Origin of the sequence: Companilactobacillus versmoldensis DSM 14857 = KCTC 3814 (assembly GCF_001434295.1) — a bacterium.
GTDB lineage: Bacteria > Bacillota > Bacilli > Lactobacillales > Lactobacillaceae > Companilactobacillus > Companilactobacillus versmoldensis.
Genome location: NZ_AZFA01000009.1, coordinates 35,854 through 48,613, shown reverse-complemented (window position 1 = coordinate 48,613; position 12,760 = coordinate 35,854). Strand labels below are relative to the sequence as shown.

15 protein-coding genes are annotated in these 12,760 nt (G+C 37.9%); 4 read left to right on the top strand and 11 right to left on the bottom strand.

Going from position 1 to position 12,760, the window contains the following annotated elements; translation table 11 throughout:
• Positions 1 to 126 precede the first annotated feature (126 nt).
• Positions 127 to 699, top strand: coding sequence for a helix-turn-helix transcriptional regulator (locus tag FC27_RS06155; protein WP_010624686.1), 573 nt, complete (start codon positions 127 to 129; stop codon positions 697 to 699).
• A 45-nt stretch (positions 700 to 744) separates the two neighbouring features.
• Here the strand turns inward: FC27_RS06155 and phoU are convergent, their stop codons facing one another.
• From phoU to FC27_RS06130, 5 genes are all read right to left on the bottom strand, one after another.
• Entirely contained in the window at positions 745 to 1,464 is a 720-nt protein-coding gene (phoU, locus tag FC27_RS06150) for a phosphate signaling complex protein PhoU (protein WP_010624687.1), read from the bottom strand.
• A gap of 49 nt (positions 1,465 to 1,513) precedes the next feature.
• Positions 1,514 to 2,308: a phosphate ABC transporter ATP-binding protein PstB gene (pstB, locus tag FC27_RS06145; protein ID WP_056938083.1), complete on the bottom strand. Its 795-nt coding sequence runs from the start codon at positions 2,306 to 2,308 to the stop codon at positions 1,514 to 1,516.
• A gap of 5 nt (positions 2,309 to 2,313) precedes the next feature.
• On the bottom strand, positions 2,314 to 3,201 hold the full coding sequence (gene pstA / locus FC27_RS06140; protein WP_010624689.1) for a phosphate ABC transporter permease PstA: 888 nt from the start codon (positions 3,199 to 3,201) through the stop codon (positions 2,314 to 2,316).
• A complete protein-coding gene (pstC, locus tag FC27_RS06135) occupies positions 3,198 to 4,121 on the bottom strand; it encodes a phosphate ABC transporter permease subunit PstC (RefSeq protein ID WP_010624690.1) in 924 nt (307 codons plus the stop codon). The genes pstA and pstC overlap by 4 nt, the downstream gene beginning before the upstream one ends.
• A 99-nt stretch (positions 4,122 to 4,220) precedes the next feature.
• Entirely contained in the window at positions 4,221 to 5,120 is a 900-nt protein-coding gene (locus FC27_RS06130; RefSeq protein WP_010624691.1) for a phosphate ABC transporter substrate-binding protein PstS family protein, read from the bottom strand.
• Positions 5,121 to 5,410: 290 nt separating this feature from the next.
• Between FC27_RS06130 and FC27_RS06125 the strand changes: the two genes are divergently transcribed.
• On the top strand, positions 5,411 to 6,166 hold the full coding sequence (locus FC27_RS06125) for a response regulator transcription factor (RefSeq protein ID WP_010624692.1): 756 nt from the start codon (positions 5,411 to 5,413) through the stop codon (positions 6,164 to 6,166).
• A 62-nt stretch (positions 6,167 to 6,228) separates the two neighbouring features.
• Here FC27_RS06125 and FC27_RS06120 read toward each other — a convergent pair whose 3' ends face one another.
• A complete protein-coding gene (locus FC27_RS06120; RefSeq protein WP_010624693.1) occupies positions 6,229 to 6,492 on the bottom strand; it encodes a type II toxin-antitoxin system HicB family antitoxin in 264 nt (87 codons plus the stop codon).
• A gap of 226 nt (positions 6,493 to 6,718) precedes the next feature.
• The gene (locus FC27_RS06115; protein ID WP_010624694.1) at positions 6,719 to 8,119 is read right to left on the bottom strand and encodes an NEAT domain-containing protein; all 1,401 of its coding nucleotides are present in this window, start codon (positions 8,117 to 8,119) and stop codon (positions 6,719 to 6,721) included.
• A gap of 222 nt (positions 8,120 to 8,341) precedes the next feature.
• Between FC27_RS06115 and FC27_RS06110 the strand changes: the two genes are divergently transcribed.
• Positions 8,342 to 9,247, top strand: coding sequence for a proline-specific peptidase family protein (locus FC27_RS06110; RefSeq protein WP_010624695.1), 906 nt, complete (start codon positions 8,342 to 8,344; stop codon positions 9,245 to 9,247).
• A gap of 223 nt (positions 9,248 to 9,470) precedes the next feature.
• The gene (locus FC27_RS06105) at positions 9,471 to 10,052 is read left to right on the top strand and encodes a hypothetical protein (protein ID WP_010624696.1); all 582 of its coding nucleotides are present in this window, start codon (positions 9,471 to 9,473) and stop codon (positions 10,050 to 10,052) included.
• A 58-nt stretch (positions 10,053 to 10,110) separates the two neighbouring features.
• On the opposite strand, the gene FC27_RS06100 is transcribed toward FC27_RS06105, so the two are convergent.
• From FC27_RS06100 to FC27_RS06085, 4 genes are all read right to left on the bottom strand, one after another.
• Entirely contained in the window at positions 10,111 to 10,959 is an 849-nt protein-coding gene (locus tag FC27_RS06100) for a DNA/RNA non-specific endonuclease (protein ID WP_010624697.1), read from the bottom strand.
• A complete protein-coding gene (locus tag FC27_RS06095; protein ID WP_010624698.1) occupies positions 10,959 to 11,486 on the bottom strand; it encodes a sunset domain-containing protein in 528 nt (175 codons plus the stop codon). The genes FC27_RS06100 and FC27_RS06095 overlap by 1 nt, the downstream gene beginning before the upstream one ends.
• Before the next feature lie 160 nt (positions 11,487 to 11,646).
• A complete protein-coding gene (locus FC27_RS06090; RefSeq protein WP_010624699.1) occupies positions 11,647 to 12,090 on the bottom strand; it encodes a flavodoxin domain-containing protein in 444 nt (147 codons plus the stop codon).
• A gap of 7 nt (positions 12,091 to 12,097) precedes the next feature.
• Positions 12,098 to 12,718, bottom strand: coding sequence for an NAD(P)-dependent oxidoreductase (locus FC27_RS06085; RefSeq protein ID WP_010624700.1), 621 nt, complete (start codon positions 12,716 to 12,718; stop codon positions 12,098 to 12,100).
• Positions 12,719 to 12,760 lie beyond the last annotated feature (42 nt).

Below are 12,760 nucleotides of genomic sequence, written 5' to 3'. Positions count from 1 at the left end.
TTACTTGTCTCTGTTTGATATGCTTAAGCGGCAAACACTATAACGCCGTTACAAATAGCTAACGTCAAAGACTTTTGACAGACAAAATGTGCTCTTGATTCTTTAATTAGAAATGGGGAAACGATGATGAATTTAGGTATTAAGTTAGCAAAATTACGTCAGGCACACAGTTATTCTCAGGATGACCTATCACATAAGGCTCATGTCAGTCGACAGACGATTTCCAATTGGGAAACTGGGAAAACTTATCCTGACATTACTAGTCTAGTACTGATATCCAATATTTATGATCTTTCCTTAGATGATTTAGTCCAGGAGGATTTGCCTATAATGAAGCATAAATTGTTAAAGCAGAAATTATTATGGCTCTTAATTGGGATCTTATGGCTAATAGTTTTGACATATCTAGCCCTTTTCAGCCTCAAATATTCCAAGATGCTAGGCTCACTATTAGTTGGTTCTACAACGGTACTTGGACTAGGAATGATATTTATGTTCCTAAAATATGCCCATAAAGCCGACTTAAATACTTTTCAACAAGTTATCAATTATCTACATGATCGACCGGTAAAAGTCACCCCTAAATCGTCAAAGGCTAAAGCCATTCAATACATCACTGGTGGAATAATTGGCTTAACGATGGGGCTTATACTAACTTGGCTGATTTTTAAATTTGTTTTAGGAATCAATTTATTCTAAAAAAAGGATGGACTCAAGATAAAATCTTGAATTCATCCTTTTTGATTAGCCGTTGTTCTTCTCTTGCTCATCTTCGGCTAATTTAGCAAGTACTTCACTATTGCGCTTACCTTCGTTTAATTCGACCATTTTTCCTGAACTGCTATAAACTGTCCATTCAGCCAAGTTAACGATGTGATCGCCGATCCGTTCTAACATCCGGTCGACCATCAAATAACTTGAACCCATATTAGCCGTCATGGAACCCATTTGAATAGAGTTCGTTACTAGTGATCTAGTCAAATCATACTGTCGATCAACGATCAGATCCTCTTTTGCTACCGCACGAGCATCGTTTTCATCATTTCTGATATACGAATCCAAACCTTGTTCGAGCATCGTCCGGATCTGAGCAGTCATGTCAGCGATATTTTTTTCAACGATCGGCAAACGTTGATCCATTTCCCCACGGATAGTCTCTTCAGCAATACTGACGGCATGGTCACCGATCCGCTCTAAATCTGAACTGGCCTTTAAAATAACCATGATAATTCGTAGATCTGTAGCCACAGGTTGTTGTAATGCAATGAAGTCAAAAGCTTCTTTCTCCAGGCGAATCTCTTCACCGTTTGTGTTTTGATCATTTTCGATTACTTCCTTAGCCAATTTATTATCATGCAGGGTAAATGCCCTAGTTGCTTGATAAATTTGCTTGCTCGTATTGATTCCCATTTGCATAAATTGATCGTGAAGTTGATTTAATTCTTTTGAAAATAGTTCTCGCATAATTTATCCTCCGGTTGAGAATCCGTTACAAAATTGAATGGCAGTATTTTTAACCAAATGCACCGGAAATATAGTCAGATGTCGCAGGCATGGACGGATTCATAAAAATATTCTTAGTCTTATCATACTCGACAATGTGGCCAAGATGGAAAAAGGCTGTGTAGTTACTAATACGTGTTGCCTGGGACATGTTATGAGTAACAATAATGATCGTGTAGTGAGATTTCAACTCATCCAAAGTATCTTCAATCTTCGAAGTCGAAATTGGGTCAAGCGCACTAGCTGGTTCATCTAAGAGCAATATTTGTGGGCGCATAGCAACTGAACGAGCAATACATAAACGCTGTTGTTGTCCACCAGAAAGTTCCAAAGCACTCTTGTCCAGTTCATCTTTGACCTCATCCCACAAAGCAGCTTCTTTTAGACTACTTTCCAAGCGTTCTTCAAGCACATGCTTATCATGAATACCATTGCTCTTCAAAGCAAATTGGATGTTCTCACGAATCGATTTAGCAAACGGATTTGGACGCTGAAATACCATCCCAATCTGCTTTCTCACTTCGTAAACATTGACACCAGAAGCATTGATATCAGTTCCTTGATACATAATTTTGCCATCGACTCGAGCGATTTTTTCGTTCATCCGATTCAAACAGCGTAAATAGGTCGATTTCCCTGAGCCAGAAGCCCCGATCAATGAGGTAATTTGATTCTTAGGGAATTCTAGACTGGCATCAAAAATTGCATGGTCGTTCCCATAATAAACTTGTAAATCTGTGGATGAGATCTCAACCTCATCCGTTATTTTAACTATTGAATGTTCTTCAAGATTATATTCTTTCATGTTGATTACCTCGTTGCCGTCATCTTCTTATACAACCAGTTACCGATAAATCTAGCACTTAGGTTAAATATTAAGATCACGATTATTAAGACCGCCGATGACGCACTTGAGATCAAGTGGGCATCCGGGGTAACACTTTCAGTATTAACTTTCCAAATGTGAACTGCGAGTGTTTCAGCAGGACGCATTGGATTTAAGAAACTGGATGGATCGAAAATATTCCAGTTAGCATAATTTACTATTGGAGCACTTTGACCAGCTGTGTAAATCAAAGCAGCAGCTTCACCAAAGACACGTCCAGCACTTAAGATCACACCAGTTAAAATACCAGGCAAACCTACTGGCAAGATGATCCGAGTGATCGTCCGCCAATCAGAAAGTCCTAAAGACATTCCTGCCTGCTTTTGAAGATCAGAAACGCTATTGAGCGATTCTTCAATACTTCTCGTCAAGAGTGGCAAATTGAAGAACGTCAGTGCAATCGCACCAGATAAAATTGAGAAACTCAAATGCAATTGGATTACTAAGAACAAGTAACCAAATAGACCTACAACAACTGATGGTAAAGAACTTAAAACCTCAATAGTAGTTCTGATCAAATTCGTAAACCAATTATCAGGTGCATACTCAGCTAAATAGATACCTGAACCTAACGCAATCGGGAATGAGATTAACAGTGTCAATACTAATAGATAAAGTGAATTGAACAACTGATCTCTAATACCACCGCCAGCACTAAAAGCTTGTGCTGGAGTCGTCAAAAATTTCCAAGAGATATCAGGAACACCATTGAATAAGATATATCCAATCAGAAATAGCAGTATCAAAACAACGATACCAACTAGTCCGTAGATAACAGCTGTTGCAATATTATTTATACGTTTTGGATTCATTTTTTAATACTGCCTTTCTTACCAATAAATCTTACTAACAAGTTGAAAAATAGTGACATGAACAAGAGGATCAAAGCCAATGACCAAAGGACATTATTTGGCAAAGTCCCCATAACTGTATTTCCAACATCAGTGGTTAATTTACTAGTCAAAGTAGAAGCTGGTGATACTAAACTCTTCGGCATCAAAACGGCATTACCAATAACCATTTGTACGGCTAAAGCTTCACCAAAAGCACGTGCCATACCAAAAATAACGGCCGTTAAAATACCAGGTGCAGCGGTTCTTAAAATAACTTTGTAAATAGTCTGCCAACGATTGGCACCTAAAGCTGCTGATGCCTGACGATAACTCAAAGGTACGGCCCTTAAACTATCTACTGATAACGAAGTGATCGTTGGTAAAACCATGACAAACAAAACAATAGTTCCGGCTAAAATACCAAAGCCAGTTCCACCAAAAATTTTTCTGATTAAAGGAACAATTACTGAAAGGCCAATAAATCCATAAACAACTGATGGAATACCGACTAATAATTCAATAACAGGTTGTAAAAATTTGGTTCCTTTTTTCCCTGCAATTTCCGACATAAAGATAGCCATTGCTAAAGCAAATGGTGTAGCAACCGCAGCTGCTAACACGGTGACACTAAACGACGTCACGATCATTGGAAGTGCGCCGACTTCCGGATTTCCATGTGCGTCAACGGATCCCGGATTCCAATTGGTACCCGCTAAAAATCCCCAAATATTAACATGATTTTGAGTAAACGTTGCAATACCACGAGAAGTAATGAAATACAAAATACAGACAACTAGGGCAATGATCAGACCAATGCATAAATAACAAATCGCACGGCCAAAATGATCTTCACGGGTTGCTTTTGATTTTGTCAGCAACTTATTTTGAATCTCTTTCATTTGAATCCTCCAAATTTATACAAAAAAAGACCTCAACCAATTAGTTTGACAAATTTCCCCCTAATTTGGTCAAAGTCTATTTGATACTTCAGTTAACGATTACTTAGCGTCTGTAACGTTACCCTTAGCATCTTTTTGAACTTTCATATTATGAATACTGATGTAGCCCATCTTCTTAACCAAGCTATCTTGAACATCTTTAGAATTCATGTATTTCAAGAAATCGGCAGTGGCTGTCTTAGCTTTACCCTTGGTATACATGTGTTCATATGACCAGATCTTCCACTTGTTATTTTCGACATTGGCATCAGTAGGTTTTACCTTGTCAATAGATAATGGTTTTACAGAATCATTTAGATATGAGAATGCGAGGTAACTAATTGCTCCAGGTGTTGATGAAACAATCTTTTGAACTGTTCCGTTTGAATCTTGTTCTTGTGATTTAACGGCCTTAGCACCTGAAAGTACAGCGTCTTCGAATGTTGCACGAGTACCTGAACCTTCAGCACGGTTAACAACAGTGATCTTTTCGTCCTTGCCGCCAACTTCTTTCCAGTTTGTAACTTTACCAGTGAAGATGTCTTTTAATTGAGCCATTGTAATGTTATCAACGCCAGCATCTTTATTGACAACTGGTGCCATACCAACAACGGCAACCTTGTGATCAACTAACTTACTTGAGTCGATACCTGGTTTTGATTCAGCAAAGATATCTGAGTTACCAATGGCAACTGCTCCATCTTGCACTTGACTTAAACCAGTTCCTGACCCACCACCTTGGACAGTGATATTGATTTTCTTATTATCATTTTGAAATTGACCAGCAGCCTTCTCGACTAATGGTTGGAGCGCTGTTGAACCAACAGCTGTGATTTTGCCAGCGTGGTCACTGGCACTTGAACTTCCATTTGAGGAAGCGCTATTTGAACCACATCCTGTTAATACGGCACCGACAGCACCTAACATCAATAGAGTTGAAAAAATGTTTCTTTTTTTCATAGATAGGACCCCTTAATATATTTAATTAGCTTATAGCTAATCTTTAAGTCTGTCTTTACTTTACTTGGTCAACGTAAATTTTATGTGTAGCAATTGTAAATTACATGTAAATTTTGTGTTACAGAATCGGGCATTTTTATAAATGATGTCAATTAAATATTTGTATTTTCATATACTGAAAAACAATGCAAAACAAAGTACATATATAGGACATGGCAGTATCGTCCTTGGTATACTTTCTGTAGATAACTGGGAAATTATTCAAATAAATGCGGAGGTTAGATGGATCAATGAAACCTTTAGTTTTGCTAAGCAATAACCTATCATTATTCATTGAAATCAACCGACATTGTAACGATCAAGGCTGGTTCATCAGCAATATGACTGACTCCAAAAAAACAGTCGACATTGTAAAAGATCAAGAAGTCTCCGGTTTGATCTGGGACCTTTCAGCCGCCCCATTAAAAGACCATCTCAAAGAACTGCGTTTGATCAGAAAAATGATCAATGGTCCAATGATCGTCTTTGCTTCTGAAGAAAATCATCAGGAACGGATCGACTGCTACAACTTAAACATCGATGCATATTTGATCGAACCACTTGATTTTGCTGAATTGATGGCACGACTTAAACAACTACTCTGGGTTTACAATCGTACCAGTATCACCGGAGATGAAGCAGATGAAATTTCCCCAATGGATGCTCATCAAGCTAATCGTTCCTCAGTTAAATGCGATAATTTGGAAATTGATTTTAAACAGTATCGCGTCACTAATGATGGTGTCGACCTCGGTTTAACCCCCAAAGAATTCAGTTTGCTCTGGTATTTAATGAAACATCGTGGGCAGGTGCTTAGTCGAGATCAATTGCTTGAAGGCGTTTGGGGCTATGATTCCATTGGTTCATCCCGAATCATCGATATTCATATCAGTCATTTACGAGACAAGTTAGAAAGTAATCCCCAAGATCCCGCGTGGATCAAAACAGTTAGAGGCTTTGGTTATATTCTCGACAATTCTTATCCATTGATTGCCGAATCTATTTAAAACCAGTTTCTAAATCAAAAAGGCATCGGAATTTTTCAGAAAATTCCGATGCCTTTTATTTTTTAATGTTGACGTTTAACTGTGATCAAAGAAACAATGCTGTTCGGATAATGTTTCTGTAAATCAATCAATGATGAACTTTCTGGAAAATGTTTCAAATCATTCAGTAACAAACTAAGTAAGGTCTCTGCATTCGATCGTGCGTCACGAATATTCATTCCGTAAGTATTGGCGCTGGATAAATCAGGGAATGTCACATTGTATAAAATATTCTCATCCATCTCCGAACGGCTTAAAACTGCAGGATAAGTAATAGTATCAGTCATTAGAATCACTTCCATTAATAAAATAAATAAAACTTGGCGTACCTTATTTATACATCAAATTAATAGCTATTATTGTTTGAATTAATAAAAGGATTTTTACTGATAACGAAAAAGAGCAACTAGCCTAAATCCCAGCTAGTTGCTCTTTGAATATTAAATCTAATTTAGTCACCCATTGATAATACACTTAACTTTTCCCGAAGAAGATAATAATCAATGACACTAATTAAGCTTTAACATCTGATAATTTTTTAAATAAAACAATGCTCATTAAAGCTACGGCTAAACCGATAACTGTCAAAACAACTGAGTTTGTAGCATTACCTGTTTGTGGCAATGTTGAAGAATCAGTGCTTGATGATGGTGTTGTGCCATCTGTTGAGCTTGTTGGATCAGTTGAATCTGTGCCTGTGCTTGATGGCCAATCAGATGTTGAACCATAAACACCACTTGGATTAGTAGCTGATGAACCAGTACCTGTAGTACTTGAACCGGCTACGCCTGAAGATGTTGAATTAAATTTGAAATTGACACTTTCAGTTGCATTAAAGCCGTAACTTGAAACGTCGATCGTCATAGTACATGGGATCAAGTTGTCCAAGTCACTCATGCTATTAATGTTGAAACTGAAGTCCATGTAGTTCTTGCCACCTTGAGTGTAAGTCTTGGTATCATCGGCATTGATCGAACCACCATTAATGGAATCAATTGTTACAGGTTGTGTACCGAATGATGTTGGATAAGTCATGGTCATCATAACTTTATATGTTCCATCATCGTTCTTGGAAACTTTAGCAGTACCTGTAAAGAATTGGGTAGAAACTGATTCTCCTTGAGATGAATCAGCTTTCAAGACTGAGTATGGAATTTCTTGTACGTCATCTGAAGTCGAAGTTGAAGGAGCTGTTTCAGGATCACCAACTATAACGTTAGAACCGGAATCACTTGATGAGCTTCCATTATCTTTGTCAGGATCAGCTATGATTGGGTCGTAATCACCATCGTAACCAGTTGATTCGTCACCAGAACCATTAGTATTAGTATCTGTGCCAGGATCAGTATTAGTATCAGTTGAACTATCTGAATCATCATTGGTATCTGAATCTGAGTCTGATTCGGCAACATCTTTTAGATTGCTTGTATCAAATTTGAAGTCAGCAGTTGGTTTCATCAAACCTAATCCAAGAACTTTAATTTGCATAGTACTATTTAATGTACCATCTAAGTCTGATAGCTTATCAACGTTAAATGAAACGTCTTGATAAGTTGTACCATCTTTAGCACTATCTGTTACCTTATCGCCATTCATAGTTAGGATATCCACTGAAGCAATTGAAGGTACCTTGACTGTTAAGGTCACTTTGTAAGTACCATCACTGTTAGGTGTCACCGTTGCAGTGTCAGTAAAGTACTGGCTGGACATTGACTTTGTATTTGTATCAGTTTTATAAACTTGATATGGAACAGTCTGCGTCTTGTCTGAATCTGATGTAGTAGTAGCAGCCTTCGCTGTTTGTGTAGTAGTAATTTGTGGTGTTGTAGATCCGTTATCGGTCACAGTTGCCGGAACAATTACTCCCCCGAGTAACATTCCGATGGCCAATAATTTTACAATGCTTTTCTTCATTGTATAGCCCCCTCGTTTCGATATACGTCTATAATATCATATATTCATATAATATACTTATCGAATTATTGATAATGATAAACCTAATTTTTAAGAAATATTTTTTTGTAATTATCTGAAAATTAGGATTCAACTTTTTATACAAATTTAATCTTATTATTTTGACAGACAACTTGATAGCTATATACTGTAATTATTCAAATTTTCAGGAGGCAATCCCGTATGAAACAAGGAACAACGATTATTACATTGGACAACGGCTACCACCTTTGGACCAATACTCAAGGACATGGAGACATTAAATTGCTCTGCCTACATGGTGGACCTGGTGGAAACCATGAATACTGGGAAAACTTTGGTGAAAAATTAGCCGATCTTGGCGTACAAGTTACAATGTATGACCAATTGGGCTCATGGTATTCAGATCAACCTGATTACGGTGATCCAGAAATTGCCAAAAAATATTTAACTTACGACTACTTTCTTGAAGAAGTTGAAGAAGTTAGACAAAAGTTGGGCTTAAACAACTTTTACTTGATCGGACAATCATGGGGTGGCGCACTTGTTCAAATGTACGCTGCTAAATATGGTCAACATTTAAAGGGTGCCATCATTTCAAGTATGGTCGACGAAATCGACGACTATGTTAAAAATATCAACAAATGCCGTATGGATGCCTTAGGTCCAGACAAAGTTAAATATATGGAACAAAAAGAAGCTGAGGATGACTTAGAAGACGCAACTTACCAAAGTTACGTTGACGTCTTGAACAAAGAATACGTTGACCGCAAGCAACCTGCTGCCATCAGTCATTTGATCAACACTATGTCGACTGACGTCTATGGTGCCTTCCAAGGTAACAACGAATTCGTTATCACAGGAAAGCTCAAAGACTGGCACTTCCGCAAGCACCTCAAAGAAATCAACGTTCCAACTTTGATCACCTTCGGTGAACACGAAACAATGCCAATCGCCACAGCCAAGATCATGCAACAAGAAATTCCACATGCACGCTTGGAAACAACACCAAACGGTGGCCATCACCACATGATCGACAACGCCCCAGTCTACTTCGACCACTTAGAGAAGTTCATCAAAGACGTTGAGAACAACAATTTTAATGATTAGTTAGCTTAGAGTATGCCACTAATGTGGCGTACTCTTTTTATTTTATAAAAAATTAAAAATACGATGAAAGTTATATATTTAATTTTTTCTGTGAACACTTTTTATCTTGTCTTTAAGTTAAAAGTCTATAAAATTTTAAAAAGTGGTCAGATTATATTTTGAAATAGCTTAGCTATATCAATAAAAATAAATACAAAATCCACTAGAAAATTAGAGGTGAATTATGAAAAAACCAGCTTTTTATAAAAACTGGCAATTTTGGACAACCATTGGCGGTTTTATCGCAATTATTATGACAATCGTTGTAATCAATTTAAACAATGATTCAAAAAGTAGTAAGTCTTCTGCACCGACTACGCAAGTATCAAAAAAGAACAATACACCAAGGCCATCAAAAGAATCTCATAAAAAAGAAACACCCAAACCAAAGCCTAAACCTGAAGTAGAGATACCTTTTAATCCTGATGATTATCAAACAGACATAACTTTTGATAACTTAGCTAGGAATCCAAAAGATTTCAAAGGGAAAATGGTGAAATTCACTGGTGAAATCGCTCAGATAATCGAAGACGACAAAGAAAGCGAAATCCGCGTAGCAATTAATGGAGACTACGACAATATAGTTTACGCAACATTCAAGAATAAGATCCTTAATGATTCCCATATTCTCGATGAAGATAGTGTAACAATCTATGGTAAGTCATTAGGTCTAACAAGCTACGAATCAACAGATGGAGAACAAATTACGATCCCTTCTCTACAGTTACAAAAAGTAGAGGATCATGGACCAACTTCTGACGAATAATATTAATATTAAAAAAGTATATGAACACTTCAAATTGAAGTATTCATATACTTTTTTTCTACCCAACAGTACTTGTACCGTCGTTGTAATTTAATACAAAACCCTTTTCGACGTTGAAAATATAAACGTTGAAATGAATGGAATTGTCGCCGACTGATTGAGCCTCCATCTGAACTCCGCGAGCTAGGAGTTCGTTGCCTCGAAATACAGGTGTAACTCGATAACGGACGTAATGATTTGCGCTACGCTTTAAATAGTAGGCAATATCCATTTCGTGGTGCTGCATTTCTGGACTGTTCAATGAAGCCGTTCCCGTCATTAAGTTTCTAACGTTATTATTTTGCCCAGTGAATTGATAGCCGATCAAATGACTGCGGTTATACAACCAACCAGAAGGTCCCTTCTTATTGTGCCAGCCAGTTGGGTCAACATAAAGTGGTTCCCTCTTGGCATGTGGCATCAAGGAAACATTTAGCATCGCATTGGCAGCTGAAACTCGATTCAAATTGTCGAGTTCGCCGAAAGTCTGCCAAGCACCACTAGAGGTACTCAAATCACTGTCACTGAATTGTGGATTGTTATTGTTGACGGTAATTTCCTGAGTCCCAGCGTAATTTAAATTAGCTAGATCAGTAGTGGTTGAATTAGTACTGGAATTTGTTTGATTGCTACTTGTTTGCGAATCTTTATGTTTATCAAGATAATCTTGAATCTTACTAATTTGCTTTTCTTTGCTCTTGATCGCCTTTTTCAGTTTATTATTGCTAGAGATAAGTTTCTGAGCCTTAGTTTGAAAACCACTACTCGTGGCATTTTCTCCCGCAATCGCTGGAGAACTCAATTCTGGACCAGCCAATAAGACTACTGAAAAAAGAATTATCAAGACAGCTTTAAGTTGTTTTCTCATTAGTTTTTAGCCTTCCTATAACCATTGTCAATTGCTTCTTGTTCCGAATGAAAGAAAACGGCATTTTTGGAGCTCATCGAATAACCCCTTTGGCCAGGAACATGATAAATATGTGAATTAACATTGCCGACGATCTGGTTACTATCGCTAGTGACCATATCACCTTTTGATTGACCGTCATTTGAAGGCTTTGAAGATGATGTGGCATTATCAGAACTACTTGGTTGTCTCGTTGTGGCTTCAGCCTGGTTATTTTGCTCAGTCTGAGATTGGCTAAGCTGATCTTTGACCTGTTGTTTCTTATCTTCTGCAGCGGATAAAGATTTCGATAGCTCCTGGTCTTTTGCGACTAAATCAGTATGTTCTTTTTTAGCAGCTTGATATTGCTTCTTGGTGATCAATTCAGTTTTAGGACTGCTGGACTTATCACTGTCAGTCTGACTATCAGATTGAGCTGATTCGCCACTACATGCCGCTAATATAAGTATCAGCAACAATAAAACTGGGCCTAAATGAAGTCGTCTCATTAGTCCCTTTCTGCTTGAATGTCGATGTATGACCCAAGTAAGGCATCCCCAAATCATCGACACCAATATCAGTGTTAATATCATTGTTTTCCCCTATCGAATGGATTTAATTGCTAGTCCAATTGTATGAAAAAAGAGCTTGTTTTCCAAGCCCTTTTCCTTATTGCAAACTCTTGATAACATAGTCGGCCATTTGGTCGATCCGTTTAAAATCATCTTCATCAGCTTCTTGGTCAACTTTGACCGAATCAGCTGCCTGATCACCATTACTTGAATTCAATTGCATGGTGAAGTAGTCAACAGCCCGTCCATAATGAATGTGGCTCTTAGAACTTGAACCAACGACAGCAAACTTAGTCCGTTTGAGGTCAACATCTTTCAAATCTTCATAGAAGTCTTCGGCCTCATCTGGCAAATCACCATCGTGATAAGTATAAGTGGCAACGACGACGGCGTCATAATCAGGCAGATCATAAGCGTCAGTGTCGACCAACTGTTCTAAAGTTACCTCTTGTTTGTTTTTCTTCAAGTAATCAGCGATATGATTGGCGATATCCTCATTGTGGCCAGTCATGCTGGTATATGTTACTAATATTTTACTCATTTTATCCCTACCATCTCACGCTGATCCGCTCATGTTGATGTTTAGCTTGTTCGATCTCATCAACCATGGCGATGGCATAATCAGCGTAACTTATTTCACTTTGACCATCTTTGTCAAAGGTTAATTCTTCACCAGCCAAGACATATTGACCAGTTCTTTTTGCTTGGTAATTAAAATTAGCTGCTGGACTGATATAAGTCCAGTTCAATGATGACTTTCTCAATAGATCTAATGCGTTACCCATCTCTTGGCTCAACGGTTTCACGGCTGCGGGAAAATCTGCCGTTTGATACAACTGTTGGTCATGCTTTTGATCCATATAAAGTGAACCAGCACCGCCAACGACCAATAGTCTGACCTTAGTATCGGTCAAAATATCGATCAAATGTTGTGTCGAAGGTACGAATTTTTTGACCTTTGGGCCTGAAAAACCAATTGCGTCAACTACGACGTCGAAATCTTTCAGATCATCAGTTGTTAAATCGTAAACATCTCTGACCAAATAAGCATCAGTTGTCGACTTATCCGCACTGCGAACGATCGAAGTAACTTCGTGACCCCGTCGAGCAGCTTCAGCAGTGATCAGTGAACCTTCTTTTCCATTAGCACCAATAACTCCAATTTTCATATGCACACCTCCACCTTCGTACCTTAAGTGTACACAAAGAAA

Excerpts from the sequence above, each read along its gene's own strand:
- pstC (WP_010624690.1), bottom strand. The coding sequence starts at position 4,121 with ATGAAAGAGATTCAAAATAAGTTGCTGACAAAATCAAAAGCAACCCGT.
- FC27_RS06105 (WP_010624696.1), top strand. The coding sequence starts at position 9,471 with ATGAAAAAACCAGCTTTTTATAAAAACTGGCAATTTTGGACAACCATT.
- FC27_RS06125 (WP_010624692.1), top strand. The coding sequence starts at position 5,411 with ATGAAACCTTTAGTTTTGCTAAGCAATAACCTATCATTATTCATTGAA.
- FC27_RS06090 (WP_010624699.1), bottom strand. The coding sequence starts at position 12,090 with ATGAGTAAAATATTAGTAACATATACCAGCATGACTGGCCACAATGAG.
- pstB (WP_056938083.1), bottom strand. The coding sequence starts at position 2,308 with ATGAAAGAATATAATCTTGAAGAACATTCAATAGTTAAAATAACGGAT.
- FC27_RS06120 (WP_010624693.1), bottom strand. The coding sequence starts at position 6,492 with ATGACTGATACTATTACTTATCCTGCAGTTTTAAGCCGTTCGGAGATG.
- FC27_RS06130 (WP_010624691.1), bottom strand. The coding sequence starts at position 5,120 with ATGAAAAAAAGAAACATTTTTTCAACTCTATTGATGTTAGGTGCTGTC.
- FC27_RS06085 (WP_010624700.1), bottom strand. The coding sequence starts at position 12,718 with ATGAAAATTGGAGTTATTGGTGCTAATGGAAAAGAAGGTTCACTGATC.
- FC27_RS06100 (WP_010624697.1), bottom strand. The coding sequence starts at position 10,959 with ATGAGAAAACAACTTAAAGCTGTCTTGATAATTCTTTTTTCAGTAGTC.
- FC27_RS06115 (WP_010624694.1), bottom strand. The coding sequence starts at position 8,119 with ATGAAGAAAAGCATTGTAAAATTATTGGCCATCGGAATGTTACTCGGG.
- phoU (WP_010624687.1), bottom strand. The coding sequence starts at position 1,464 with ATGCGAGAACTATTTTCAAAAGAATTAAATCAACTTCACGATCAATTT.
- pstA (WP_010624689.1), bottom strand. The coding sequence starts at position 3,201 with ATGAATCCAAAACGTATAAATAATATTGCAACAGCTGTTATCTACGGA.
- FC27_RS06095 (WP_010624698.1), bottom strand. The coding sequence starts at position 11,486 with ATGAGACGACTTCATTTAGGCCCAGTTTTATTGTTGCTGATACTTATA.
- FC27_RS06155 (WP_010624686.1), top strand. The coding sequence starts at position 127 with ATGAATTTAGGTATTAAGTTAGCAAAATTACGTCAGGCACACAGTTAT.
- FC27_RS06110 (WP_010624695.1), top strand. The coding sequence starts at position 8,342 with ATGAAACAAGGAACAACGATTATTACATTGGACAACGGCTACCACCTT.